Genomic DNA, 26596 nt, shown 5'->3' with positions numbered 1-26596 from the left:
GGCCTCCTTCCTGCCGCGGCTCTACGAGGAGAGGGGCGGAAGGATCTGAGCCCGTGCGTGCAGGCCCCGGCCGCGGCGGGACGAGGTAAAGGGACTCCGGCATCTTTCGCGGCATCCCCGCGCGATGTTAGAATCTTCTTGCTCTTGCCGGGGAGGGGAAGACGTTGAAAGGAGTGAGGCCATGGTTGATCACAAGTGGATCGGCAAGACCTACGGTCCCCTGGAGTACGAGATCGGCCGCGAGAAGATGAAGGAATACGCGGCCGCGGCCAAGGACTTCCGCCCCATCTATCACGACCGCGAGTTCGCCAGGCAGACCAGGTACGGTGACATCATCGGCATGCCCAACTTCGCCGCCGTGTACGCACTGCGGGGCGCGGGGATGGTGCTCGTCGATCAGGAGATCAAGCTGAACCTGGCCATGCTGGTGCACGGCGCCCAGGAGTTCGAGTGGTTCACGGTGGTCAAGCCCGGAGACGTGATCACGGAGACGGGGAAGATCGCCGACATCTACGAGAAGGGCAACCTCGATTTCGTGGTCTACGAGGGAGAGGCGCGCAACCAGAACGACGAGCTGGTATGCCGCTCGCGGGCGACCTTCATCATCAGGGGAGGTTGATGGCCATGACCGAGCTCTGCAACCTCAAGTACGACGACGTGCAGGTGGGACAGGAGATCCCCTCCTTCACCCACCAGTTCGACCGCATGGACGCGGTGATCTACGCCGGGGCCAGCGGCGACTTCAACCCCATCCACACCAACCCCTTCTTCGCCAAGGACGTGGCCATGCTTCCCGACGTCATCGCCCACGGGCTTTTCAACATGGCGCTGCTGGGCAAGACGGTGGTGGACTGGATCGGGGATCCGGGCTACCTCAAGAAGCTCTCCTGCCAGTTCCGGGGCATGGTCATCCCCGGGGACACGGTGATCTTCAAGGGCAGGGTGCGCGAGAAGCTCGAGGGCAACCTGGTGGTGCTGGACGTGTGGGCGGAGAAGTCGGACGGGAGCGACGTCCTCAAGGGCGGCGAGGCCACGGTCTATCTCCCCTGACCGGAAAGGCAGCCGAAGGGCGCGGTCGCCCGCGCCCTTTTTTCGACCCCGCAAGGCAGGTCTGCGGCGCGAAGGCACGGTTACGCCCGCCGGGCACCGGCAAGGCGTCCGGGAGCCTAGATTTCCGTAGGTCCGGTTTGGAAAGCGCACCTTGACCGAGGAAGGTCTGCACCCGGTGTCGGGCGCAATGAAAAGGGCGCGGTCGCCCGCGCCCTTTCTGCTTCCCCGGAGCTTCTAGGCATAGAGCCCCATGGTGGTGGCGATGATCTCCCGCATGATCTCGTCGGTGCCGCCGCCGATGCGTCCCAGGCGCGCGTCCCTCCAGGATCGCTGGACGGGGTATTCCATCATGTAGCCGTATCCCCCCATGAACTGCAGGGCTTCGTCGGCCACCTCGCAGGCCACCTGGGCGCTGATGAGCTTGGCCATGGAGATCTCCTTCACCGGGTACTCCCCCTGGTCCACCTTCCAGGCGGTGAGGTAGATGAGCGCCTGCGCCGCCTCGATCTTGGCGGCCAGGTCTGCGAGGCGGTGGGCGATGGCCTGGTTCTTGCAGATGGGCTTGCCGAACTGCACGCGCTCTTTGGTGTAGGCGATGGCGCCCTCCAGGGTGAGCTTGGCGCCGGCGATGGCCAGGGCGGAGCCGATGAGGCGCTCTCCCTGCAGCTCCCACATGATGTTGTAAAATCCGCGGCCCTCCTCACCGAGCAGAGCGTCCTCGGGGATGACCATGTCCTCGAAGAAGATCTCGGCGGTGTCGGAGGCCCGGCATCCCACCTTGTCCAGCTTGCGGCTGACCACGAAACCGGGGGTGTCCGTATCCACCAGGAAGAGGCTCATGCCCTTGTAGCCCTTGGTCTTCTCGGTGCGGGCCAGCAGGGTCATGAAGTTCGCGCGGTAGCCGTTGGTTATGAAGATCTTGTTTCCGTTGACCTTCCAGCCGCCGTCGATCTTCTCGGCGAAGGTGCTCACGCTGGCCACGTCCGATCCCGCGCCGGGCTCGGTGATGCCAAGGCAGGCGATCTTCTCGCCCTTGATGGCGGGCACGAGGTATTTCTGCTTCTGCTCCTCGGTGCCGAAGGCGAGGATGGGCGGGGTGGCCATGCCCACCTGCACGGCGATGGCCATGCCCAGGCTTCCCGAACCGCAGCGGGTGATCTCCTCCGCCAGCACGATATTGGTGAAGTAGTCGCCGCCGCCGCCGCCGTATTCCTCGGGATAGTGCAGGCCCAGGAATCCCAGCTCGCCCATGCGCTTGAACACCCAGTCGGGGAACATCCCCTCCTCTTCCCACTCATCGGCGTGGGGCGCCAGCTCCTTCTCCACGAACTCGCGGATGCTCTGGCGCAGCATCTCGTGTTCCTCGGTGAAAAAAAGACTCAGTGCCATTCCCCGCTCCTTTCGACGCGCCGACTATTAACCTCTACTTAACAATTTGTGACCCTTCTAGCATAACCGCGGCGAGCTTGAAAGGCAAGCAGCGGGTGGCCGCTGTGATCTAAAATCCAAAAGTAGACAGTCTAAGCTTTAAAACTGGACACTAAGGTATTCCAGCAGGTGATTCGCTCCGCTGTCAGCCATCCTCTTTCTCTCCTGACAGGAGCGGGTGGCCACGGCGTGGCTGGCCTCCGCCGCGGCGACCGCCGGTAAGGGCACGATGGCGTTTTGGGATATAATCACTTGCGGCGACTCGGTATACGTGACGGGATGAGGAGGGAGAGATGAAGTATTTCGAGGATTTCGAGGTCGGAGACGTCTACGTCAGCCGCGGCCGCACCATCACCGAGGCGGACATCGTCAACTTTGCCGCCTTCAGCGGCGACTGGTATCCCCTGCACGTGGACAAGGAGTATGCCGCCAAGAGCCCCTTCGGCGAGAGGATAGCCCACGGCATGCTGGTGCTTTCCGCCGCCTCCGGGCTCATGCCCCTCACCGACTATGCCATCGTGGCCTTCTACGGCATGGACCGCGTGCGTTTCGTGGGGCCCACCAAGATCGGGGACACCATCCACGTGGAGGCGGAGGTCACGGAGAAGAAGGAGAAGAGCGAGCTGGGCGGGGTGGTCACTTTCCAGCAGAAGATCGTGGACCAAGAGGGAAAAGAGAAGGCCGTGGCCACCTTCAAGATCTTCATGGCCTCCAGGCCGAAGTGAGAACGCCTCCATGACCCGCGTGGCAACTGTTTGGAAGCTTCTACCAGGTTCCGCCGGCGTCGACGCCGCTCCGCCGCCTTTTCGGGGGCGAGGATATCCGACGCGGAGGTGATGGCGTGGAATAAGGGCCTTGCGCCGCCGAGGCCGGTCGGGAGAGGCCGTACGGCCCGGCGGAAGCGCGGACGCCGCGGAAGCCGGCGGTTGGTAGAATGGATAGCGATGGACGGCATGCGGATAGACGCGCGGGATAGAGAGACGGCGGAGCGGCAACTGGGACGGCCCCTGCGGGGAGAGATCAGGGTGGCTTCGCGCTGCCCACACGGCGTGGTGCAGGTCATCGCGACGCCGCCCCTGTTGCCGGACGGGACCCCTTTCCCCACCCTTTTCTGGCTCACCTGTCCCCTCCTGCAGCGCTCGGTATCGCGCCTGGAGAGCGGGGATTTCAGGCACCGGCTGCGCGGCAGGATGCGGGAGGACCCGGGGTTCGGGGAGGAGCTCTCACGCGCGGAGCGTGAATACGCCGCGTTGAGGGCGGAGTGGGCGGAAAGGCTGGGGGCCCGGGAGGACTGCGAGAGGTATTTCTCGCCCCGCGGAGGGATCGGGGGCACGGCGAGCGGAGGAACGAAGTGTCTGCATGCCCACCTCGCCCACTTTCTCGCGGGGGGCGGCAACCCGGTGGGCGCGGAGGTGGCGCGGGAGCTGGGCGGAATACAGGAAAGTGAATGCGGGGGCGATTGCGCTCCCTTCCTGCGCGGGAGGAGATGATTTGGGCGCGTTGCGCGTGGCGGCGGTGGATGTGGGGACCAATTCCGTGCGCCTGCTCGTGGCCGGGGTTTCCGGCGACCGGGAGCATCCCCGCCTGGTGACGCTGCACAGACGCATGGCCATCACCCGGCTGGGGGAAGGGGTGGACGGCAGCGGCACGCTGCGCGAGGAAGCGGTGGAGCGCACCCTGGCGGTGCTGCGCGAATACCGCCGGCTAATGGACCGGGAAGGCGTGGCGGTGAGGAGCGCGGCGGCCACCAGCGCGGCCAGGGATGCCGGAAACGCGGGCCCTTTCTTGAGCGCCGCGGCGGGGATACTGGGGACCGAGCCCAGGGTCCTCAGCGGCCGCGAGGAGGCCGCGCTATCCTTTCTCGGGGCCACCTATGACCTGGGGCCGTTGCGCCCCGAGGACAGGCCGGTCCTGGTCCTCGATATCGGCGGCGGCTCCACGGAGATCATCGTGGGGCGGGGCGGAGAGATATTGCTGGACCGCAGCCTGGAGGTGGGCTGCGTGCGCATGAGCGAGAGGTTCCTGCACGCCGACCCTCCCGCGCGGGATGAACTGGAGGCCATGGAGCGATACCTACGCGGCGTGATGGGCGCGGCGGCACGTGAGCTGGCAGGACACCATCCGGGGCTGGTGGTGGGACTGGCGGGGACGGTGACCACGCTGGCGGGCCTGAGCCTGGGGCTGCGGGAATACGACGGAGAGGCCATCCACCATTCCCGCCTGGGGCGCGGGGAGGTCGATGCCCTCTACCGGCGCCTCGCCTCCCGGACCCTGGCGGAGCGCAGGGACTTCATGCGCCTGGAGCCGGGCCGCGCCGACGTCATCGTGGGAGGAGCGGCGGTGCTGCGTTCCCTCATGCACGCCGCGGGATGGGACGAGCTGCTGGTCAGCGAGAAGGACATCCTCGACGGGCTGGCCATCGCCGCCGCCTTCGGAGAGGCCTGGGGGTCACCGTCCACGCCTCGGGCTTGAGCCCCGCTGGGTGCCGGGTGTCTGGTGTCGGGGCAGGCGGGGGAGCAGGACTTTGCGGAGAAGCGGCGAGGTCGCCGGAATGGACGCCGTGGTCGCGAGGATGTCGCTGCGGGAAGAGGGTTTCCCTTCCGCGGGGCGCGGGGACATGGGCGCTGGCGCCGTGGGCCGGAAAGTAGTAAAATCTCCTAGGGCGTGCGAGCGCCCTTTTTGTATAATGTGAACACGTACGGAAGACAAGAGGAAGAAGCACGGAAGGGCTATGGAGAAGAAGAAGGTACTGGTGATCGACGACGAGCCCGCCATGCACCGCCTGGTGCAGATAATCCTGGAGGTGGAGGGCTTCCAGATAGTGGGTATGGGGGACCAGGACGAGACCAGGCGCTCCATCGCCAGCGGCAAGCCGGACCTCATCATCCTGGACATCATGATGCCGGAGGTGGACGGGTTCGAGATCCTGCGCATGCTCAAGGGAGACCAGGAGACCAGGGACATACCGGTCATCGTGCTCACGGTGCGCAATATGGAGGAGGACGTCCGCAAGGCCATGGCGCTGGGCGCGGATATCTACATGACCAAACCCTTCCAACCCTCGGAGTTGGTGGACGCCGTGCACACCGCCCTTTCTGCCAAGAAGTGTTGAACGGCGGGAGTGAGGTGTCGCGACGCGGAAGCGGCGGGAAGAACGCACGTCCACCCCTGGGTCCACATGCCCCGTACATCACCGGCTGCGCCCTGTTTGAGAGCGCTTATCATCAGGCCGCTCGTGCCGGGAGGCGGCATCGATGGGAATACGGGCTGTTTTTTGCGGGGAGATGTTTTCTGCCGTTTGCGGATGCGCGATACCGTCGATTCGTAAGCGCATGGTGAAGGCGAGGTCGGCGCCCTGAGGGGATGCCGCCGCCGGCGTTCCCGCCCCGGCGCCGGCGGCGTTCATAACGTTTATAATAGAGATCGCCATATCTCGCGGAAACGTGCCCGGGTGGTGGAACCGGTAGACACAAGGGACTTAAACTCCCTCGGGGAAACCCGTGCGGGTTCGACTCCCGCCCCGGGCACCACCATTTCTGCGCCGCCGCCAGGGGCTGGCTCTTCCACGCGCAGTGCTGCCTTGAGCGCCAGGCGGCGCTCGTCCTACAATAGAATCCGGTCCGTGGTATCTGTGAGCGGGGAGCGGAGATGCATTACAGTCGGTGTTCGGTATGCGGCGTGCCGCGCATGATCGGTCGCTTCAACCGCTGGCTCCCCAACGGCGTCATCTCCAGCAAGGCGGATCCCCGCATCCGCCAGGTCTTCATAGAGGCGGATCTGCTGCCGGAGACGCGCGCCCGCATCTCCCAGGGACTGGGTTTCCCGGTCAACCGCATCTTCTACGAGGCGGAGCGCAACTCCACGCGCATCGTGGTGGAGGCCCTGCTGCGTTCCCGGTCCAGGCGACTGGCCCTGGGCATCCCCCCTTTCCGGCGGGGGGCGGTCCATTTCTTCCACAGCCTGGCCGCCATGACCGGCACCGCCCACTCCGCCACCGTGGAATACCGGCGGGGGAGATACGGGGTGGCCCGCATGCGTAACCCCTGGGACCTGGACCTCATGGCGGCGGTGGTGGTGGGCGCCTTCGAGGCCCTGGAGGGAAAGCCCCTGCGCTCTTTCTGGAAAGAGCTGGATGGGGAATACCTCTTGCGGGTGGAGGTCACGGAGCGCAAGCCCGAGCTCTCCGAGCGGCTGGAAGTGGATTATCCGCCCCTGAAGGAGGGCGGTTACCGGCACCATCGCTGCCCGCGCTGCGGCGTACCCCTGGACATCAGGCACATGGAATGGAGGGAGAACGAGGGCATCATCGTGGACCGGCGCCGCGGCGTGCGTATGCTCAACTGGGAGGGACATTCGCTTCACCTCGTCACCAGGGAACTGGTGCGGGAGCTGGGGGAGGACGTGGTCCCCATCATCGTGGATGCCGAGAGGGAGCGGACCCTCAAGATGCTGCGCGACATAGGCATGACCGGCCAGCGGGGCGAGGAGCGCGGCGACCTCCTGCAGGAGATGCTCTCGCTGCTGCCCCTGTACGGCCAAGGGCTCGCGGGTGAGGTGGAAAACACCTCGGGCGGAGTGCTGCGGGTGTGGATAGACAATCCCTACAACGAATACTTCATCGCCGGGAGGCTGGCCGCCTTCTACCAGGTCATGGAGGGAGTGAGGGCAAGGGTCGAGTGGACCTCTGCGGGGCCGGCCACCATCTCCTATATCATCTCGCCTGCCGAGTCGTAGGGGTGAACGGCCACGGCCGCGTGACGGGATGGGATAATAGCCCGCCCGTCGCATGAGGTGGAAAAACCGGGGAGTCAAGGGGCCGTATCCCGGGTCGCCGCGGACGGCGCCTTCTTCCCGGACCTATCGACGCGATCGAGGATAGAAGACCATGTCGCGACCCGTTTCACGGGCCATGATTGACAGATTCTGACCGCGGTCATATTATTTCCTCATATCCGACAACGCTCGCAGCAACACCACGCAGCTTCACACCAGGGAACCAGCGGGGAGGAACCGGCTTTCGTGCCCGCCCGGGCACGCGAAAGGGGGTCGATGTCATGGGGGATGTGAGCATCGAGATCAAGGACAACCGCTTCATGCATGAACTGGTGGGCCCCGGCGACCGCTTCATAGTCGGGCTGATAAGGGAGTTCATCGAGCGGGAGATAATGCCCATCCGCCGGGAGATGGAGGCGAGCACGCGCGGCGATTTCGAGCTGGTGAGGGAGATCCAGAGGAAGATAGTGGGTTTGGGATTCCAGGGGGCCTTTCTGCCCATGGAATACGGAGGCTGGAACCTGACCTCCGCCCTCACCTACAGCCTGGTGGTGGAGGAGTTCGGGCGCGGCGAGCCCGCGTGCTGCGCGGCCCCCGCGGGAGGCGCCTGGGCGTTCCGGCCCGCGTGCATCGCCCGCAATGATACCGTGCTCAGGGACTTCGCCCCCCGCTTCCTGTCCGGGGAGCCCTACGTGGCCTGTTTCGCCATGACCGAGCCGTCCGGCGGCTGCAATATCGAGAACGTGGACATGAGGGGAAAGGGGATCCACACCCGCGCGGTGCTGGACGGGGACGAGTGGGTGATCAACGGCGCCAAGGTCTGGCCCACCAACTCCGGGGTCTCCGACGTCTACTGCGTGGTCTGCAACACCGATCCCTCCCTGGGAGACGAGGGCATAGCCCTCATCTACGTGCCCGTGCCCATCGAGGGCTTCAGCTTCGGGAGGTTCGAGGACAAGGTGGGCTTCCGCAGCAGCCGGGAGGGGGATTTCTATTTCGACAACGTGAGGGTGCCCAGGGAGTACCGCGCCGGGGGGCCGGGACTGGACGCCGAGCTGCTCCACGACAACCTCATCTTCGCGCGTCTTTTCAGCGCCGCCTGGGCGGTGGGCATCGCCCAGGGGGCTTTCGACGAGGTCCTGGCATTCACCAACGAACGCAAGGTGGCGGGGAAACCGATACGCCAGCACACCCTGGCGGCCAACGTGCTCGCGGACATGGCCATCGGCATCCAGGTGGGCCGGGACTCCTACATCAACGCCGCCTACATGTTCGATCACCCGGAAACATATGGTAAACGCACCGGCAGGCACATGCTCTCACGCTCCACCGTCGCCAAGGTCTTCTGCTGCGACATGGCGGTGAAGGTCACCAACCAAGCCATGGACCTCATGGGGCATTACGGCTGCGCGAGCGCCTGGCACGTGGAGAAGTACTGGCGCGACAACAAGATCATCCAGCTCTGGGAAGGAGGAGCGCAGCTGGGCAGGCTGGACGTGGCCAGGGGATACTACGACTACGACCAGTTCCATCCCAACCAGCTCTACGACGGCATGCGGGCGATGCGGGGCGCCTGATGGAGCGGCCGGGGGGATCGGCATGGAGGCGGCGTGTAACTGAGCAGGTGTGGAACCGGACCGGTGCCCCATGTCCGGGATGTTCCGTCCGGTAGTGGACCAAAGGGAGGTTGAAGGCCGTGGAACAGGTTTCCATTGAGAAAAAAGAGAACCGCGTCATCAGGGAGCTCCTCAGCCCCTCCGACCGCCTGGTGGTGAGCTCCACGCGCGACTTCGTGGAGGGACAGGTCATGCCCGTGCGCAGGGAGCTGGAGGAGAGCGCGCGTGGGGATTTCCGCCTGCGCGAGGAGGTGCAGGCCCGCCTCCTCCCCCTGGGACTGCAAGGGGGGTTCCTGCCCGAGGAATACGGGGGCATGGGCATCTCCTCGGCACTCAGCAACTGCCTTATCGCCGAGGAGATGGGCAGGGGGGACGCCTCCCTGTTCTACAACATCGCGGCGGGAATACTGGCCATGCGCCCGGCGGTGAAGGCGGGAAATCGGGCGGTGCTGGAGGCCTTCGGGCCGCGTTTCGCGCAGGAGAGCGAGGTCTTCCTGGGGGGTTACGCCGTATGCGAGCCGGATTCCGGGAGCGATATCGAGAACCCGGACCTGCGCGGGACCGCGCTCGCCACCACCGCGAGGCTGGAAGGCGACGCGTGGAAGCTGGAAGGGGCCAAGGCCTGGTGCGTGAACGCGGGCCTGGCGGGGATGTACTGCATCGCCTGCACCACCGGCGCGGAGAGCGGCGAGGAGGGCGTCGCCCTCGTATATCTGGACGGAGGGTCGGGAGGCCTGCGCTTTGCGGGGTGGGAAGACCTGACGGGCATGCGCGGGTGCCGCCTGGGCGGCCTGGAGCTCAAGGGTGCCGCCGCGCCGCGGGAATGGAGGGCCTCGGGTCCCGGGGAGGACGCGCGCCTGCTGCGCGAAAACATCTCCTTCGCGCGCCTGCTCGCGGGGGCCCTGGCGGTGGGCTGCGCCCAGGGGGCCTTCGAGGAGGTGCTCTCCTTCACCTCCGACCGCATGGCGGCCGGCAAGCCCATCCGCCAGCACACCGTCTGCGCGGCCATCCTCGCGGATATCGCAACCGGCATCCAGGTGGCCAGGGACGCCTGCCTCAACGCGGCATATATATTCGACCGCCCGGAGGATTACGGCGACGGCTCCTCGATGCACATGCTCTCCCGGGCCTCCCTGGCCAAGGTATTCTGCTGCGAGGCGGCCCTCCACGCCACCAACCGCGCCATGGAGCTCATGGGATCATACGGCTACGTGAGCGACTACTACGTGGAGAAGTACTGGCGCGACGCCCGCACCCTGCAGTCGTGGGAGGGAGGAGCGCACCTCGCCCGCCTGGACATCGTGCGCGGTTACTATGACTACGACCAGTTCTGCCGCAACGAGCTCTACGAGCACCTCCTGGCCGTGAGGGTGCCCGGATAGGGCGGGGTCAGGGGCACGGCTGCAGGACACGAGACAAAGAAAGGGCCCCCGCGGGGGCCCTTTCTTGGATGCGCTTATTCCGCGTCATGTACGGCGCATACGCAGGATGCCCAGGCCCAGGGCCAGAATCCCGAGGAGCGTCAGCATGCCGGAGACCAGGAACAGCGGCAAGTGGTCAGCGCCGGTGGCGGGGAGTTGGCCCGTCAGCTCCGGCTGTACCTGGGGCGCGACCGGGGGCGTGATGACCTCCGGGGCCACCTCGGGCTCCAGGTAGTTGAGGAAGTAGTCCTCGGTCCCCAGGATTATGTCGACTCCAGAGGTAACCGTCACGGTGACGCTGGTGGGCGCCTTGCTCTTCATCCTCTCGGGGAAAGGTTGCGCCTCCCTCACCGTGTAGGAACCGGGCTCAAGGTCTCTGAAGAAGTACATGCCGTCGTCGCTCCGGATGGTGAACGTACCCACCATCGTGCCGTCTCTCACCAGCTCTATGACCACGGGGTTGGCGGACCCGTCCCACGGCCGGTCGCTTTCTCCAAGGGAGCCGTCGGCATCGGCGTCCAGGTACTTGTAGCCGGTGATGGAGCCCCGGCGATAGTTGAGGAAGTAGTCCTCCTCGAGCACCGTCTCCTGGCCGGATACCACCACCACCCCCGTGATGGTGGTGGAGGCCTTGGTGTAGACGTAGGCGTCCAGGATCTCCTCTATGTCGTAGGTACCAGGCTCAACGTGGGCGAAGGAGAAGCGGCCGCCCTCCCCCGTGGTGGTGGTCGCGACCACGTCATCGCCCCGCTTGAGGACGATGGCCACCGCCGCGAAGCCGGGCTCGCCCTCGTCGAGGGTCCCATCCGCGTCCAGGTCCTCGTACTTGTAGCCGATGATGGAGCCGTAACGTGCGTTGAGGAAGTCCAGGCCCTCGATGCTCTCACCGCAGACGAGCTCCACGCCGTCGTGCACGCCGCCCTCGGGAGCGACCGTGAACCACTCCTCGAGCTGCTCCTCGCCCAAGACCTCCACCACGCGGTAGATGCCGGGCTTGAGCCCGCGGAAGCAGTAGGATCCGTCCTCCGCCGTGGCGGTCTCCTCCCGGAGCGTCCAGCCGTCGTTCTCCGGTTCCTGGGCTGTTACCGCCTCGCTGCTGGCCTCCGCCCGGCTCCAGAGCTGGATCGAGACCCCCTCCACCGGAGGCTCCCCTTCGTCGTGCTTCCCGTCGCCGTCGAGGTCTTCCCACTTGGCGCCGCAGATGGAGCCGTAGCGGGCGTTGATGAAGTCCAGGTCGTTGATGTCCTGTCCGCATACCAGCTGCAGGTCCGGGAAGACGCCGCCCTCGGGATAGAGGGCGTACCACTCTGCGAGCTGTTCCTCGGTCAGCACCTCCCTGACCGTGTAGTTGCCCGGCAGCAGAGACCCGAAGGAATACTCCCCGCTATCGTCCGTGGTGGCCGATGCGAGCAGCTTGTCTCCCTGCCGGAGCTCGATGAGCACCCCCGGCACGGGCTCGCCGTGGCAGTCGAGCTTGGCTCCGGAGATGGAGAGGTACCTGGCGTTGCCGAAGTCCACCTTCTCGGTTTCGCAGCAGCACAGCCAGAGCAGCTTCCTGGTGCCGGTGGTATGGTAGTGGCCTTCGGGCACGGTGTCCGTGTCCAGCACCACCTTGTAGGGGCCCGGCCACAGGCCCTCGAAGCTGTAGTGGCCGCTCTCGTCCGTCCAGGCCTCCCTGACGCCGCACAGGGACCTCAGCTCCACGCGCACGCCGGGGATACCTTCCTCGCCCTCGTCCATCACCCCGTCGCAGTCCGCGTCCAGGAACTTGTAGCCGTGGATGGTCCCCAGCCGCGTGTTCCCGAAATCGACCCTCTCCTCCTCGCCGCACTTCAGCCACACCCAGATCGGGTTCGGGGTGGTATGGTACCAGCCTTTCTCGACGATCTCCTTCACCGTATAGCGGCCGGGTTTGAGCTCCTCGAAGGCATAGCCGCCGCGCTCGTCCGTCGAGACGGAGGTCTTCAGCTCGCCGTCCTTCCAGAGCTCGATGACCACGCCCTCCAGCCCGGGCTCATTGCCGTCCCACCTCCCGTCGCAGTCCCGGTCGAAGAACTTGAAGCCGTATATCCTGCCCAGGCGGGCGTTGATGAAGTCGACCCCGCAGGCCCGGGGCCTCAGGCAGCTCAGCACGACGTCCTGCGAGCCGTCGGAGGGGTTCTTGGCGTACCAGCCCTCCCCGGGCCTTTCCACCACCGTGTAACTTCCCAGCGCCAGGCGGGGGAAGCAGTAGGTGCCGTCCTCGCCGGTGACGGTGGTGGCCACCAGTCCGCCCTCGGAGTCATAGAGCTCGATGGTGACGCCGGACACGGGAGGCTCGCCCCAGTCGTGCCTGCCGTCGCAGTCGCGGTCCTCCCATTTGGTGCCGCAGATGGAGCCGAGGCCGTTCTCAGGAGGTCCGAAGCAGAAGGTGACGTGGCTGATGCCGTGGGTGGGGTCGCCCGGCGATCCCGGGGGCCTGAAAGGTGCGTAGAGCGCCCCGTCGCCGTAGGAGCCGCCGGAGCCGTAACGGAAAATATTGGCGCCCGTGCCTCCCTTGACGATCACGCAGCAGACCGGCCAGACGGATGACCAGTAGAAGGCGCTGCCATCGCTGCCGTAGATGGTGATGGCGTTCCCCTCGCCGGTGGCGTAGGTGCCGTCCATGCCCTGGCCCCATCCATCGATCTTGTAGGCGTAGGGGCAGGCGCAGCCGGCCCTCTCACATTCCGCCTGGGCGTTGCCTGACTGCCATGGATCGACCACCTCCGGCTGCACCGAGGTGTAGTCGATGAGCGCGGAGACCCCGGGTGTGGGAAGCCCGCCCGCCGTGCCCGCGGCGCCGTCCACAGCCTCGCTCGCCGGCGCGGCGAGGAGCCCGCCTCCCGCCCCAGGAAGCCCACCCGGTGGTCCGGCGGGCCCGGCTTCGCTGCCGGCACCGACCTTCCCGCCTTCGCTCTCCGTGCCGGAAGCGGCATCAGCGCCCATGCCGCCCGCGTCCTTGCCCTCCATGGTGTCCGGGGAATCCGCCTCGGCCTTTCCGCTCCCGAGGTCCTCTTCTGGGCCTGCCTCTGGTCCCGTGGGGTCGAGGGCTTCTTCGCCCCCTCCCGACTCGCCGCAATCGGCCTGGAGGACTCCATCGCCGCTGCCCGTGTCCTCCTGAACGTACATGCCGGACGGCGCGCTCTCGCTGTCGATGCCCTCGCTCTCGGAGGAAGTGGCGGAGATCAGCCCCGACAACAGGGAAAGGAGCAGCAGAGTCACGGCGGCGAGCAAGGCCATCCCTTTTTTGAAGCTTTCCAAGACCTCACCTCCCATGTGTACGGTCGCCGTTATCGGATAGCCGGCCGGCTCTTTTCCTAGGGGCGAATACGACGCGGGGGCGAATAAGTGCGCCGGGAGCCGTCGCGGCCGGCCTGGGCGGCCTGGGGCGTCAAAGCATGAGAGTGATGTAGATGAGGTCCGGAATTCCGTGTCCGGAAGATCGACCTTACCCAAATATCTACGCCGAACCCGTTCTGACCTTGACCCGAGAACCTGCCCGTATCCCGGTCAAGACGCGCGTTACATCACCTCGTCTCCGGTAACCGCCCGGGCCTTATTAAAAAACCCGATCATCCGGATGATCGGGCCGGTTTCACCACTGGCTCCACGCGTCCAAGGTGACCAGATCGAGGACGCGGATCATTGCTTCCCGCGTGCCGCTCCACCTATCGCGTACGACACAATGACATTATACCCCTTTCAGCGCATTCCCACACCATCCGCCGGGAGCCTGCGCCGGGAACGCGTCCTCGCGGCGATACGCCCCTGGATCGCCGCCGCTCTTTGCCGTATCGCATGTTCTCATGACCTGGGTCATGGCGTTCCGCATGCGCCCCCCGTATCCTGAAGATGGAAACTGAATAGAGGATACAAAAACAGGATCAGTCGGATCTGGGACATCTCAAGAGGAAGCTATGAAGAACGATTCGTAAGTGGTCACTTGGATCGTTTGGAGCCAATAGTGAAACCGGCCTCATCATCTATAGAGGCCGGTTTTCTGTTACCAAAGGGGTGATGAAAATGAAAGAGATATGGAGAAAAACGATAAGCCTCATGGTCATCATGGCCCTGGCGCTCTTCATCGCCGTACCCTTCATCCCGGCAGCCGCCTCCGGCGAGGAGGATGTTTCGAGGATAGTCGCGGACGATGCGGAAGGAGAAGCGGTATCGCTGGAGGAAGAGGCACCGACGCAAGAGACGCAAGATGAACAGGCGCAGGCCGAGACGGCCACGGGCAGCGAGGCAGATCTTGGCGAGGAAGGTGCCGCCGAGACCGTAAAAGACACCTCAGGGCATGAAGCCGAGGCGCAGAACGCCGCTTCCGAAGCGGACCGCGTCCAGGCCATTACCTCGGGCGGGGATCGCAACGATACCTGGGAGGTAACCAGCCTGGACATACGGAAGGGCGTGGACGTGGTGCGCGCTCCCGGCTGGGACATCAGCCTGGAGAAGACGGCCTCGGAATCGTACCTGGCGATGGAGGTGGGCGAGAAAAGGGACATCACCTTCACCATCAACGTGGGGGCGAGCGCCGGCAACGCGTATCACATCGAAGGCGACATCTTCGTGAAGAACACCGGCGAGTGGCCGGCGGACGTGATAGCGGTCTCCGACACCGTGTGGTACAAGGCGGGCGGGCCCGACTGGCTGCCGGCCTCCTCGAGCATCACCACCACGGTCCCTATGGGAGATAATGCCATCCCCACCGGCGGTCCGCACGTCTATTCATACTCGGGCACCTTCACCATCCCGGTGCCGCTGTCGAGCGTCACCGCCATGAGCAACCTCATCGAGATAACCATCAGCAACAAGCCCGCGCCCCCCAAGCCGGGGATGCAGGACTGGACCTTCCATTACCGCGAGAGCTTCCCCAAGCCGCAGACGGGCGCTCCCGGCACGGTCTCCCTCGAGGACATCGAGACGGTGGACCCGGACGCCGGGCTCTCCTACACCATCAAGTCCACGAGCGTGAACGGCTCACCCGCGTCCTCGCTGGCGGGACCTTGGAGCCTGGACCTGGCGCAAGCCCCCTTCACGGTGGTCATCGAGAAGGAGCTGGCGGCGGAGGCCGCGGGGACCTACGTCCTCAACAACAAGGCCCGGATCGGTGACCTCGAGGACGATGTGGACGTGACCATAGAGGTGAAGGAAAAGGAAGTGAGGCTGGGCGCCATAACCGGCACCAAATACGTGGACCTCGACGCCGACGGGGAGCTCGACGAGGGCGAGCCCGCGCTGGAAGGAGTGACCATACGCCTGTTCCGGTCGGTGATACCCGCCGAGACGGCGACATGGGCCGCGCTCCTTTCCGGTGAGGCGACAGCACTGGCCGGGGAGACGGTCACCGACGAGAACGGCGACTTCGCCTTCAACGACCTCCATGAGGGGCTGTACGTGGTGGAGGAGGAGGTGCCGGAGGGTTATTTCCCCACCTCGCAGAACCCCGTGGAGATATGGGTTGCCGTGGGCCAGGAGGCCTGGGTCTACTTCCTCAACGCCAGGATGGCGAGAGTGACGGCGGAAAAGCTGGATTACACCACTCAGCTTCCCATCGCGGGAGTGAAGTTCGTACTCGAGGGGGATGAGTTCCGCGCCGAGGCCATCAGCGCCGGGGACGGATCGCTTGACTTCGGGTGGCTGATGCCGGGCGCCTACACCCTTTACGAGGAGGTGCCCGCGGGATGGGCCGCGGTTACCGAGGCCGAGGTCGAACTGGAGCTGGCGAGCGGGGACCGCTTCCACCAGGTCTTCGTGAACCGCAGGCTCGGCAGCATCTACGGCTACAAGTGGCTGGACGTCAACGGGGACGGCATCCACCAGGATGACGAGCCCGGCGTGGAGGGGGTCAGGATCACCCTCCAGGGCGAGGGCCTCTCGGAAGAAATGAGCACCGACGCCGAGGGCCGCTATGCCTTCGAGGACCTTCTCGACGGCCAGTACCTGGTCAGGGAGGAGGTGCCCGCGGGACATTACGCCACCGGGGTGGTGGAGGTCGGATTCGTGCTGCAGGCCGGCGAGGAGCGGAGGGTTGACTTCATCAACGCCCCCTACGCCGCGGTGACCGGCTACAAGTGGCTGGACACCAACGCCAACGGGCAGTTCGACGAGGGCGAGAAAGGGCTGGAAGGCGTGACCATCCGCCTGCTCGATGACGGCGGCGGGGTCCTCGCCACCCTGACCAGCGCCTCCGACGGTTCCTACGCTTTCCGCGAGCTCAGGGCCGGCGCCTATCGGGTAGAGGAGGTCATGCCCGAGGGCTACGTGGCCACCTCTCCCGTCGCGGTGAGCTTCAGCCTCCTCCCCGGCGAGGAGAAGAGGGTGGACTTCCACAACAACGTGCTGGTGGCGGGCGAGGTCGTGACTCCCCCCGCGCAGCCCCAGCAGCCCGAGCAGGAGGCCCAACAGCAGGGAACGCTGCCCAGGACCGGTTTCGACGTCCTTTACTTCCTGTTGATATTCGGGGCCCTCATGCTGGCGGGCTTTATCGTCGCCTCCGTGGGGGCGGCAAGGCTGGCGCGCATGCGCTGAGCATCACGCAACTCCGAAAGGGAGGAGGGCTGGTCCCTCCCCCCTTTCTCTTTCGCTGTCCTCCCTATTTGCGCCGCTCCGTCACGGGGTAACGCGGGCGGATATCGGCCCCGTTATCGGAGGTTCCGGGCCCGGGCCGGAAGGGAAGACCGCCCGGCATGCCGCGAAGCTGGGTTATTCCCGCCTGCCGGGGCGCTCCCGGGAGCGGCCCTTGGGCGGCCGGGGGCCGCGAGCTTATCCCGGCGGAAGGGATTGAGCCTCGTCATCCCCCTTCCGGACGGATCCCCCTATCCTGGGACGATGAACAGGGTTTACGCCGTCATGCGCAGGCACGGCCCCGTGGCGCTCGTCGCGCTCCTCCTCGTGGTGGGGGCGATCTACCTCCTGACGCGGGTCGGGGGGGCGAAGACGGAGCTCGAGCTTCCCGGGGGCGGCAGCGCAGAGGTGACGCCCACGGAAAGGATGCGCGTACGCACCGCAGAGGGGCAGCCTGAGATAGACCCCGAGGGATATACACTGGTGGTGACGGGGAAGGTGGAGAAAACCCTCACCCTGCGGTATGCCGATCTCCTGGGCATGGAGGCCGAGGAGAGGCTGGTGGACCTGCCGTGCGTGGAGGGGTGGACGGAAACGGCGCTCTGGAGAGGGGTGCGGCTCTCGCTCCTGCTGGACATGGCGGGGGTGCTGGAGGACGCGGACAACGTGGTCTTCGCTTCGCCGGGGGGTTACACCACCTCCCTCACCCTCGCCGACATCCAGGAGACCGATCCCCTGCTGGCCTACGAGGTGAACGGCGCCCCCCTACCCGAAGAGCAGGGTTTTCCGGTGCGCCTGGTGGTGCCGGGCCGCCTGGGCTACAAGTGGATAAAGTGGGTCGCCTCCATCGAGGTGATAGAGGGCGAATACAGGGGCTACTGGGAGAGCCGAGGATACTCCAACCAGGCCGATGCCCCGGAGCGATGAGGCGCGGACGGCGGCGACCCCTCCCCTTTCCCGCGGGCGGCGCGAAGGAGCCGAGTTCGGTAAACCCTCGCCGGCACGCCGCAGAGGACCGCGTTCCCCCGGCCCGGCCATCCCGATCCCTTGACCCGCTGGTTGCGCGTACGATGTCACGCGGTATATTTGCAGGGGAGGCGGACGCGCGGATGAGGGGAGCACGCACGACCACGGATGGTACAAGACGATGAACAGGGAGGAGAAAGAGCGGGAGCGCGGGCTGGTCCTGAGCGTGGACCGGGATAACTGCGCGGAGACGGCGGCGAAGAGGGAATACGCCAGGCTGGCCGAGGAATACCTGCGCGGCTCGGGGAGCCTGGAGGAGTCGGAGTACGGCTACCGCCTCGATCTGCTCAGGGAATTCCTGGAAAACACCGATTTCGCCGCCCTGCGAGGCGCATGCGAGGAGATGCTCCGCGACGTGGAGGCGCTATCCCTCACCCTTTTCAGGGACGGCGAGGGAAAGCCGGCCTTCCGCGTGCTTCCGCCTGGAGCCGCCGGCGGCGAGGATGCCGCCGCGGGACGAACAGGCCCCGACCGGCGGAGCGGGCAGACGCGCGGCACCGGCTGATCGGCCGTCACGGCGAGGGCAGGGTGAGGCGGAAGATCGTCCCGTTTCCCGGGTCCGAGGTTGACGGCAGTTCGCCGAGCAGTGCCTGGAGTTGCACGGGTTCACGTGAGGGGGTGGCGGCTCCGCCCTGGAGGGCTGCCGCGGTCTGGAACTGGTCCGGGATGGCGTCGAGGCACCTGCACGCCGAGGCCATGAACCCCAGGTACCTCCCGCGCTCTTCCGAACCGAAACGGTCATGGTGATCCTTCAGCATGACGGCATAATCGTTGAGAATGTTCAAGGGGGTGCGAAGTTCGTGGGAGGTGACCTTGATGATGTCCGTTTTCTGCCGCTCTTGTTCCTCGAGTCGCCGGTAGCCTCCCTCAACTCCTCCAGTTGAACGAGCAGGTAGGAGAGCAGATAGCTCTCGATGAAGACACCCGCTCCAGCGGCGTAACGGACCAGGAGATCGAGGTCGTAGGGATCCGGTGCCCGGTGCCCACTTTTCCATCCCACCAGCAACACGGCCGTCTTTCCCGCCGTTCACCGTGCCGGGATGCAGGCGGAGAGGTCCCACCGGCGCATCTCCGCTCGCGCTTCCCTCTCCGCGCCGTCCGCTCTCTCCTCCCCGGCGTCTCTCCCCGGCATCTCCATCCTCGAGGACGAGGGCGTCGGAAAGGCGGAAGAGCGCCGAGTCATGTACGTGCGCCGCGTGAAAGGGCCCCTTATTCCTCTCGGAGCGGACATATCCCGTGACCCAGTTCCCCATGTCGCGGATGAGGGAGCCGGGTATGGCCACCAGCAGTCTGGAGAGTCCGAGACGTTGGCCTACCACGCGCGTGGCGGACTACAGGCCCTCCCTGACGTCAGCGATGTTGTTGAACACGGCCGATGTCTCGCGAAGGAGCTCGACGTCGTCGTACAAGCCGGGGAAGAAGAGCCTCGAGGCCAGCGCGCCGGCTATCCTGAGCGCGGCGGGTGCGTATGCCACCGCGAGCGCGAGGGTGGCCGCCGTCGGGCCCGTCTCCAGTCGGAGGCTGGAGGCGTGGGAGGAACGGAAGAGCGGGTAGAAAAACAGGAGGGGCGCTCCGAACAGCAGTGTGGTCAGGAGATAGGTGAAACTCCGCCTTATGGCCAGGCGCACGTCCGGGAGGCGGTGGCGGAGGATGGCGTAGGCGGTGAAGGCCATGGGCAGGATCACTAGGAAATAGAGGTAATCGGAGGTGTCGTAGTTGACGGCGAGACCCGGAAGGACCGCGGCCACGATGACCGCCGACAGCAGGAGGACGCCGAATCCGAGAAGGATGTAGGTGGCCCGGGCGCGATCTATGCCGCTCGACCTGGAGCGCTTCAGGACGACGCAGTACGGTCCGCCGCCCGCGGAGAGCGCCGCATGGACGAGATAGGGGACGTAGAAAGGACCGTAGGACACGCTGAAATGGCCTCGCTCGAAACTCGCCGCGCGGATCACCAGCCCTCCCGCCGACAGCGCCGCGAAGAGCGATGTGGCGGGGGTGGCAAGCAAGAGCCAGGCGGAAACGGGCCTGCCGCCGTGAAGAAAGGACAAGCCGAAGATAAAAAGAGCGCACGCGATCAGCGAGCCCAGCGCATAGGCGGCGTGGAAGATCCGGGTCACATATGCGTCTCCCGGCTCTTCCACCAGGCAGTGGAGGAAACCGAGGAGGACCCAGAGGGCGAGCAGGGCGAGCAGGAGCGCGAAGGAGAGATTAAGGAACCTTCGCCGGCCGGCTCTCAGCACCATCCCGGCTAGGGACAGCAGCGCCGCGGTCTCGAGGGTCGTCAATATGAATCCGGCGACTCCGCCATCCATCTCCGCGCGAAACCATGACCGTCTTTTCCTCGTCCCGGCTCTGCGCCGGCGGCATTACGCTGGCACGGCGTAAGGCGAGGTCGTAGCATAAGCGACCCGCCTCCTGATGAAGGAATCCGCGGTGTCGGGCATGAATCACTAAGCAGTGGAAAAGGTGCTGGGCCTCGCGCTGCGGGCCGAGCGTGCCCGGTGCCGCTTACGGGAAGCGAGAAGGAGAGGAGGTGCCGTGAGGTTCAACTTCATGCTCAGGGCGCTGTCGGTCCCGTTCCGCCTCTACCCCCCGGGAGAGGCGCCGGTGAGGAGCCCGGAGGGCTTCCGCTCCTATGCCGGGGCCGACGAGGTGCCGGTCGGGGTGCTGCGGGATACCGCCATGGCCTATGCCCGCGTCTTTTCGGAGCCCCCGTGGAACGAGGCCTGGGAGCCGGAGGCGGTGATGGAGAAGATGAGGAGGGAGCTCAGGCCCCCCTCATGCCTCACCCTCATGCGGGGAAACGAGCACCAGCCCGTGGGGGGGTTCGCCTGGGGGGCGGTGGTGCCGGTGGAGGAGGCCGCGGAGCGCACCCTCGCCGCCCACGGCTTCCGGTCGCCGGGGGTAAAGGAGCTGCTGGACGGCGGGATGCGCGGGCGTATCTCTGGCCGCAGGGTCTTCTTCCTCGACGAGGTGGCCATCCTGCGCGAGTTCAGGGGCGGCATGGCCCCCATCCAGTTCCTGGTTCGCCCGGCCCTGGAGATGGCGGTGTGGTCGGGGGCGACGGAGGGGGTTGGCTGGACCTCCTGGAGCTCGAAGATCGCCCCGCTGTCCCTCTACCTCGGTTTCTCGGAGGTGGTCGCCGAGGTGGAGGGGATAGCCTTCCTCTACAACCCGGATATCAGACCTCTCCTGAAGATCGCCCAGAACGTTAACGGCCAGGCGCTGGAGAGGCTGGTGAGGTCGGCCAGCCGCCTGGTGCGCAGGGCGGCATGATCAGCGCGGCCGGGCGCGCGCATGGGTGTGGCGTTGTAGTCATGTGGTGAGCGATGGAGGATAGAAATGGAGACCTTGCTGGCGCCCGAGACCCCCGGCGCCTTTCTGGACGTCGGCGGGAGGGGCAGACGGGAAGCCCGCGCCGCCGGGGAGTTCGATCCCCGGGAGATCCTGGCGTCCGCGGTGGGCATGGAGGACGATTACTGCGTGGGCTTCCCCGGTCGAGGGGGGTACTGCATCGGGCTGGTGATGGGGATCGGCATCACCAGGAAGACCTTCTCGCAAGCGGGCTCGGAGCTGCTCGACGCCATCGTGGCCTACGACGAGGCGGAGGTGGAGGACACCTACATCGGGCAGATCAACATGATAACCGTGTCCTCCTTCTGCGGCCCCCGGGGGCTGATCTGGGGCTATGACGTAGCTCGTGACGGGGTCGCGAGACCGCCCCTGCTCGAGGGGGCGGAGGCCGCGGAGTTCGCGGGAACCACCCTCGTCCACGGCGCCGTGTTGCGGCAGGCGACGCGCATGCTCTTCGGCACCCGCGGACGGCGGCATTTTCCCCTCCTGCCGGGCAGCCACGTCCCCTGCGCCGGCAAGTACCGCTCCTATGAGGGCAGGGAGGTGCTGTATGCCGCCGTGGCCGTGGGCATACCCGAGGAGAGGGACCGCCACGCCTGCCTGCTCATGGAGGACGTCGGAAGATGCGGGAAGGGCGTACTCCGCGAGGGGTGGGAGCGAGCGCGCACGGGCATCATCCTCAACATGGTGAGGAGCGTGCTGAGGATCGGCGCCAACCACGACGTAACGTATCGGGAGATTGTAGCCGACGCGGTCTTGCGGGAGGTGCCGGAAGGCCATATAGGCTGCGCCCTGGTGGCCGCGCCCTATTTCCAGCTGGCGAGGAAGGGATACCACCCGGACCTTACCCGGCTCAGCCTCCAGGAATGGTACGGGCTGAAGAGGAGGCACTTTCTGCATGACTATGGACGGGACCCCTCCTGCCAGCACGACAGGGGGTGGATGGAGCTGCTTGCGGCGCCGCAGTCGGTCTGTTAGCGCGGCTGCGTGCGGGAGCGGGCCGCCCCGGGCAGACGGAGGTGGAAGGTGGTGCCGCTCTCCGGCTCCGATTCGACGTCCACCTCGATGCCCAGGAGGTCGGCCACCAGGCGCACGATGTACAGGCCTAGGCCGGTGCCGATGCGGTGCTTGTCCGTCTCCTCCAGGCGGGTAAAGGGCTGGAAGATGTACTGCACGTCGCCGGTGTCCAGCCCGCGCCCGTAATCGCGCACCGATATCCGCACCACCCCCTCCGCCTCCTCAGCCCGCACCACCACCGGCTTCTCCTCGGGACTGAAGCGCATGGCGTTCTCCACCAGGTTGTTGAGCATGAGAAGGAGGTAGGAGCGGTCGGTGAGCACCGTGAGGTGGGAGGGCCGCACCTCGCTCTCGATACGCCTGCTCTGCTCCGGGACGAAGGCCGATTTCAGCTCCTCGAAAAGGGACTCCAGGTCGGTGGGCTTGGCGGACGCCCGGGCGGTGCCGCGCTGGAAATAGGAAACGGTGAGGAACTGGTCCAGGACGGCGTTCAGGCGTTCGCAGGAGGAGGCGATGTATTCCAGGTAGCGCCTGCGCTCCTCCTCGTCGAAGCGGTGGTAATGGTCATGGAGCATGAGGGTGTAGCCGTTGAGCACCGTAAGGGGGGTGCGGAGCTCGTGGGAGGTCACGGTGATGATCTCCGTCTTGAAGTTGTCGGATTCCTCGAGCCTCTTGCGGGCCTCCGAGAGCTCCTCGAACTGCGACAGCAGGTAGGAGGAGAGCAAGTAGTTCTCGACGAAGATGCCCGCCCTCTCCGCGAACTGGGAGAGGAAGTCGAGGTCCACGGGGTCCAGGGCCAGGCGGTTGACCTTCTCTCCCGCCAGGAGCACCCCCATCTTCCCCGCCGGCCCTTTCAGGGGGATACAGGCCGCGAGCCCCCGCGCCCGCATCTCCATCCGCGCGCGGACGACGGCTTCGCTGCCCATCCCCCGGGGGCCTTCGTCCTCTACCAGCACCGTCTCCCAGAGGTGGAAGAGCGCCGAGTCCTCCACCTCCATGTCGTGGTATCCGCGGATGGCGCCCTCCGCGTGCAGCGAGCCCATGACCCAGTTTCCCCTGCCGCGCGTGGATTCGTCGGGTATGGCCACCAGGAGCTGGGAGAGCCCGAGGCGCGAACACGCCAGCCCGGTGGCGGAGGCCAGGCCCTCCCTGATGTTGGCGGTGGAGGTGAACACCGCCGAGACCTCGTGCAGCAGCTCCACCTCGTCGTAGAGGCCGGTGAAGAGGATCCTCGCCGCCAGGCGGTTCGAGAGGCGCAGGGCGGCGGGGGCGAAGGCCACGGCAAGGGCGAGCATGATCACCGACACCGCCATCTCCAGGTCGGGGTAGGAGCTTAAGGTGTAGCGGAAGGCGAGGTAGAGGACCAGGAGCGGGGCCCCGAAGAGCAGCAGGGTCAAGAGATAGGCGAAGCTGCGCCGTATGGCCAGGCGCACGTCCAGGAGGCGGTGGCGGAGGATGGCGTAGGCGGTAAACGCGATGGGCACCACCACCAGGAAGAATATGTAATCCGAGGTCACGTCCCTCCCCAGGATCTCCGGCAGCACCACCACCAGAAGCATCGCCAGAGCCAGGAAAAGGCCGAAGCCGAGCAGGATATAGGTGGCCCGGGCGCGGTCGGTGCTGCGCGACCTGGAGCGCTTCAGGGAGACGGCGTACAGGCCCCCGAAACCCAATAGCACCATGTAGGCTACGAAGAGGCCGTAGAGAGGCCCGCTTTCCACGCGGAAACCGGACGGCACCGGGCTGACCCCGGCGATGACCTGGTCGGTCAGGCTGACGAAGGCCATGAACAGCATGGCGGCGGAGGTTCCCCAGCGCCACCCCGCATCCGGCCGCCGGCCGCGGAGGAAGGACAGGCCGAAGAGGAAGAAGGTACCGGTGGCCAGGCTCGCGGTGCAGTGGGCCGCGCGGAACACCAGGGTGAGGTAATGGTCGCCGGGGTCGCCGACCAGGTATTGGGGAAACCCGCACAGCACCCATAGTGCGAGGAAGAGGAGAAAGAGGGAGAAGGAGCGGTTGAGGAAGCGCTCGGGGTGGGACTTTAAGACCAGCCACGCCAGGGTGAGTATCACCAAGGCCTCGAAGACGGTGAAGATGAACTTTACCATATCGCTCGTCCCACCTTGAGCGCCTGCCGGTGGCGCAAAGCGCTAGAAGGAAAGTCTCCGGCTGTCGGGCGCGCCTTTCGCCGCCGATGCGGAGTCTCCGCTACGCATTGATATTCTAACCGTTATCCGCGCAGGAGGCCATCCGCGGCGCGCCTTTTCCGGACGTCCGCGCCATCCGCTCACCCTCGACCCTCCGCCCCCGGTGCGGCGGGGAACCGGCGTGGGTTATACTTCTTCCTGACGGGAAAGGGCGGCGACCCGGCGTTCTCCGGGCAGGAGTTAAGGAGACGGGATGAGCGGGAAAACGGCAGCGGCGGTACTCGCGGCCCTCCTGTGCGCGCTCGTGCTTGTCGCGGGCTGCGGCGGCGGGGGCGGGCAGGAAACCCCCGCGGAGGGGGGCGAGCGCAAGATAGAGGTCGAGCAGGGCGGCGAGGGGGAAAGCGGGAAGATAACCCTGGAGGGGGAGGAAGGCCAGTCCACCATCGAGGTCCAGGAGGAGGTTCCCAGCGAGGAGTCCCTTGGGGCGCCCATCTACCCCAAGGCCGCCTACGTGCCCGGCAGCGGGGTGAGCGGCAGGACCACCTCGGGCGAAAAGGAGCTCGAGGTGACGGGGGCCGAGTTCACCACCAGGGACAAGATCGGCAAGGTGGTGGACTGGTACAGGGGGAAACTGGGGGAACCGGTGTCGGGAGGAGACGCCGAGACCACCTGGATATTCCAGGACGCGCAGGGCAAGCTCACGGCGGTGATCGTGGAGCCCGCGGACGGGGCGGTTAAGATCACCATCGGAAAGGTGAGCGGCGACATCGACATCAAGCTGTGAGCTCTCGCGGGGAAGCGGCCATGGCCGGTGACGGGGGGTCGCGGCGGCGTTTCCCGGTGCCGAGAGCGGCGGTCACTACAGCGAGGGAGGGAGAGAGCACATGACCTACCAGACCCTGAAGTTCGACCTCGAGGAGGCCATCGGGCTGTTGACCTTGAACCGCCCCGAGCGCCTCAACGCCGTGAACGCGGCGATGCTAGAGGAGCTGAACTCCTTCTGGGAGGATATGCAGGGCAGGCAGGACTGCCGGGTGATAGTGATGACCGGGGCGGGAGAGCGCGGCTTCTGCTCCGGACTGGACCTCAAGGAGGCCTCCGACCTGCAGGGAGGGTTCGCCGCGGAGGGGATCAGCGGGGACTCCATCCAGCGCGGGCAGCTCCGATTCTCGAGCATCGTGGAGAAGATGCGCGCCTGTCCCCAGCCGGTGATCGCGGCGGTGAACGGGGCGGCCATGGGGGCGGGCCTGAGCTTCGCCATGGCCGCCGACGTGCGCATCGCGTCCCCCCCAGGCCAAGTTCTGCGCCTCCTATATCAACATCGGCACGGGAGGGGCGGACATGGGTTCCAGTTATTTCCTCTGGCGCATCGTGGGCTGGGGGATGGCGGCGGAGATGCTACTCACCGGCAGGGTCATCGAGGCCGAGGAGGCCTACCGCATCGGGCTCGTCAACCATCTCTACTCCTCCGGGGAGCTGCTGGAGCGGGCTATGGAGATGGCGCGCAGGATGGCCGAGAAGCCTCCCCTCGCCCTGCGCATGACCAAGGACGCCATCAGCATCGGCCTCAATTCATGCAGCCTGCGCGACACCCTGCGCCTTGAGGACCGCAACCAGGTGCTGCTCATCGAGAGCCTGTACATGGCGGGCATGATGCTTGCGGGAGCCCCACCCGAGAGCCAGAAGAGGGACATCGGGAAGGAGTGATCGACCCGGATTCCCGTTCTCCCGGCCGGGATCAAGGGAGAGGGAGGCCGCGGTCGTCCGGGCACTCCCCGGAACGGCCGCCGCGGAGGCGAAGGCCCGTGGGCCTGCGAGCAGGTCTCTCTCCGTTGGCGGAAAGGCGCCCGCGGACCTGCCCGTGCCGAACCGGTGGTTGCCCGCCTCTCGACGGCCTGAGACCGATGGTCGGATGCCTTATCATGCTTTACAGCGCTGCGCCGGGCGGGGGGCGATCTCGAGCGGTTGAGGCGTTGCCCCGAAGAGGTTTATCCCTTCCGACATGGGGTAGCCTATATAGCGACGACAGGTAGATGCGGTTGCGGTCACGGCCTTGCATGATGCGGGCGTCAAGGGGGATGCCCGCCGGATAAGGACCTGGAGCGCCGTTTCCAGGTGTAGTGCCGGCGGCGAGACCCGGTAGGCGTGGCAAGAGAAGGCGCGGGAGGGGATC

The 26596-nt window shown here is 66.1% G+C and carries 22 protein-coding genes, 1 tRNA gene and 2 riboswitches; of the genes, 17 read left to right on the top strand and 6 right to left on the bottom strand.

Annotated features, from left to right (window positions below):
- Positions 1-181: 181 nt before the first annotated feature.
- The gene (locus tag H5T74_11810) at positions 182-619 is read left to right on the top strand and encodes a MaoC family dehydratase N-terminal domain-containing protein (GenBank protein MBC7231060.1); all 438 of its coding nucleotides are present in this window, start codon (positions 182-184) and stop codon (positions 617-619) included.
- Entirely contained in the window at positions 619-1050 is a 432-nt protein-coding gene (locus H5T74_11805; protein MBC7231059.1) for a dehydratase, read from the top strand. Before H5T74_11810 ends, H5T74_11805 begins: the two co-directional genes overlap by 1 nt.
- Positions 1051-1284: 234 nt before the next feature.
- On the opposite strand, the gene H5T74_11800 is transcribed toward H5T74_11805, so the two are convergent.
- Positions 1285-2439 carry an acyl-CoA dehydrogenase family protein gene (locus H5T74_11800; GenBank protein MBC7231058.1) on the bottom strand — a complete coding sequence of 385 codons (1155 nt, stop codon included), beginning with the start codon at positions 2437-2439 and terminating at the stop codon, positions 1285-1287.
- A 332-nt stretch (positions 2440-2771) separates the two neighbouring features.
- Between H5T74_11800 and H5T74_11795 the strand changes: the two genes are divergently transcribed.
- From H5T74_11795 to H5T74_11760, 8 genes are all read left to right on the top strand, one after another.
- Entirely contained in the window at positions 2772-3203 is a 432-nt protein-coding gene (locus H5T74_11795; protein MBC7231057.1) for a MaoC family dehydratase N-terminal domain-containing protein, read from the top strand.
- Between the two features lie 228 nt (positions 3204-3431).
- Positions 3432-3968 (top strand): DUF501 domain-containing protein, encoded by a 537-nt coding sequence (locus H5T74_11790; GenBank protein MBC7231056.1) that lies wholly within the window; start codon positions 3432-3434, stop codon positions 3966-3968.
- Position 3969: 1 nt separating this feature from the next.
- Positions 3970-4950, top strand: coding sequence for an exopolyphosphatase (locus tag H5T74_11785; GenBank protein ID MBC7231055.1), 981 nt, complete (start codon positions 3970-3972; stop codon positions 4948-4950).
- A 259-nt stretch (positions 4951-5209) separates the two neighbouring features.
- Complete coding sequence (locus H5T74_11780) at positions 5210-5590, top strand: response regulator (GenBank protein MBC7231054.1); 381 nt, start codon at positions 5210-5212, stop codon at positions 5588-5590.
- Positions 5591-5923: 333 nt separating this feature from the next.
- Positions 5924-6008, top strand: a tRNA-Leu gene (locus H5T74_11775).
- Between the two features lie 118 nt (positions 6009-6126).
- Complete coding sequence (locus H5T74_11770) at positions 6127-7212, top strand: hypothetical protein (protein MBC7231053.1); 1086 nt, start codon at positions 6127-6129, stop codon at positions 7210-7212.
- A 320-nt stretch (positions 7213-7532) separates the two neighbouring features.
- Positions 7533-8828: an acyl-CoA dehydrogenase family protein gene (locus H5T74_11765; GenBank protein MBC7231052.1), complete on the top strand. Its 1296-nt coding sequence runs from the start codon at positions 7533-7535 to the stop codon at positions 8826-8828.
- 119 nt (positions 8829-8947) lie between these two features.
- Complete coding sequence (locus H5T74_11760; protein ID MBC7231051.1) at positions 8948-10249, top strand: acyl-CoA dehydrogenase family protein; 1302 nt, start codon at positions 8948-8950, stop codon at positions 10247-10249.
- Between the two features lie 84 nt (positions 10250-10333).
- Here H5T74_11760 and H5T74_11755 read toward each other — a convergent pair whose 3' ends face one another.
- A complete protein-coding gene (locus tag H5T74_11755; protein ID MBC7231050.1) occupies positions 10334-13570 on the bottom strand; it encodes a hypothetical protein in 3237 nt (1078 codons plus the stop codon).
- A 317-nt stretch (positions 13571-13887) separates the two neighbouring features.
- Positions 13888-13971: riboswitch (cyclic di-GMP riboswitch) on the bottom strand.
- A 239-nt stretch (positions 13972-14210) separates the two neighbouring features.
- A riboswitch (cyclic di-GMP riboswitch) is annotated at positions 14211-14294 on the top strand.
- 38 nt (positions 14295-14332) lie between these two features.
- Here H5T74_11755 and H5T74_11750 point away from each other — a divergent pair.
- The 3 genes from H5T74_11750 (at position 14333) to H5T74_11740 (ending at position 18407) form a co-directional block, all read left to right on the top strand.
- Positions 14333-16840, top strand: a complete 2508-nt coding sequence (locus H5T74_11750) for a hypothetical protein (GenBank protein ID MBC7231049.1) — start codon at positions 14333-14335, stop codon at positions 16838-16840.
- Between the two features lie 300 nt (positions 16841-17140).
- Complete coding sequence (locus tag H5T74_11745) at positions 17141-17803, top strand: molybdopterin-dependent oxidoreductase (GenBank protein ID MBC7231048.1); 663 nt, start codon at positions 17141-17143, stop codon at positions 17801-17803.
- A gap of 220 nt (positions 17804-18023) precedes the next feature.
- Entirely contained in the window at positions 18024-18407 is a 384-nt protein-coding gene (locus H5T74_11740; protein ID MBC7231047.1) for a hypothetical protein, read from the top strand.
- Between the two features lie 7 nt (positions 18408-18414).
- On the opposite strand, the gene H5T74_11735 is transcribed toward H5T74_11740, so the two are convergent.
- The 3 genes from H5T74_11735 to H5T74_11725 form a co-directional block, all read right to left on the bottom strand.
- Entirely contained in the window at positions 18415-18660 is a 246-nt protein-coding gene (locus tag H5T74_11735; GenBank protein MBC7231046.1) for a hypothetical protein, read from the bottom strand.
- A gap of 23 nt (positions 18661-18683) precedes the next feature.
- The gene (locus tag H5T74_11730; protein ID MBC7231045.1) at positions 18684-18911 is read right to left on the bottom strand and encodes a hypothetical protein; all 228 of its coding nucleotides are present in this window, start codon (positions 18909-18911) and stop codon (positions 18684-18686) included.
- A gap of 322 nt (positions 18912-19233) precedes the next feature.
- The gene (locus H5T74_11725) at positions 19234-20190 is read right to left on the bottom strand and encodes a hypothetical protein (protein MBC7231044.1); all 957 of its coding nucleotides are present in this window, start codon (positions 20188-20190) and stop codon (positions 19234-19236) included.
- Positions 20191-20443: 253 nt separating this feature from the next.
- Between H5T74_11725 and H5T74_11720 the strand changes: the two genes are divergently transcribed.
- The gene (locus H5T74_11720; protein MBC7231043.1) at positions 20444-21181 is read left to right on the top strand and encodes a hypothetical protein; all 738 of its coding nucleotides are present in this window, start codon (positions 20444-20446) and stop codon (positions 21179-21181) included.
- 66 nt (positions 21182-21247) lie between these two features.
- A complete protein-coding gene (locus tag H5T74_11715) occupies positions 21248-22237 on the top strand; it encodes a hypothetical protein (protein ID MBC7231042.1) in 990 nt (329 codons plus the stop codon).
- Here H5T74_11715 and H5T74_11710 read toward each other — a convergent pair.
- Complete coding sequence (locus tag H5T74_11710; protein ID MBC7231041.1) at positions 22234-24384, bottom strand: HAMP domain-containing histidine kinase; 2151 nt, start codon at positions 24382-24384, stop codon at positions 22234-22236. The genes H5T74_11715 and H5T74_11710 overlap by 4 nt on opposite strands.
- A 292-nt stretch (positions 24385-24676) precedes the next feature.
- Between H5T74_11710 and H5T74_11705 the strand changes: the two genes are divergently transcribed.
- Both H5T74_11705 and H5T74_11700 read left to right on the top strand, forming a co-directional pair.
- Entirely contained in the window at positions 24677-25207 is a 531-nt protein-coding gene (locus tag H5T74_11705) for a hypothetical protein (protein ID MBC7231040.1), read from the top strand.
- A gap of 100 nt (positions 25208-25307) precedes the next feature.
- Complete coding sequence (locus H5T74_11700) at positions 25308-26027, top strand: enoyl-CoA hydratase/isomerase family protein (GenBank protein ID MBC7231039.1); 720 nt, start codon at positions 25308-25310, stop codon at positions 26025-26027.
- Positions 26028-26596 lie beyond the last annotated feature (569 nt).

The organism is Actinomycetota bacterium, assembly GCA_014360645.1.
GTDB lineage: Bacteria > Actinomycetota > Geothermincolia > Geothermincolales > RBG-13-55-18 > Solincola_B.
Note: the sequence above shows the minus strand (reverse complement) of the source record. Positions and strands in the feature narration are given on the sequence as shown.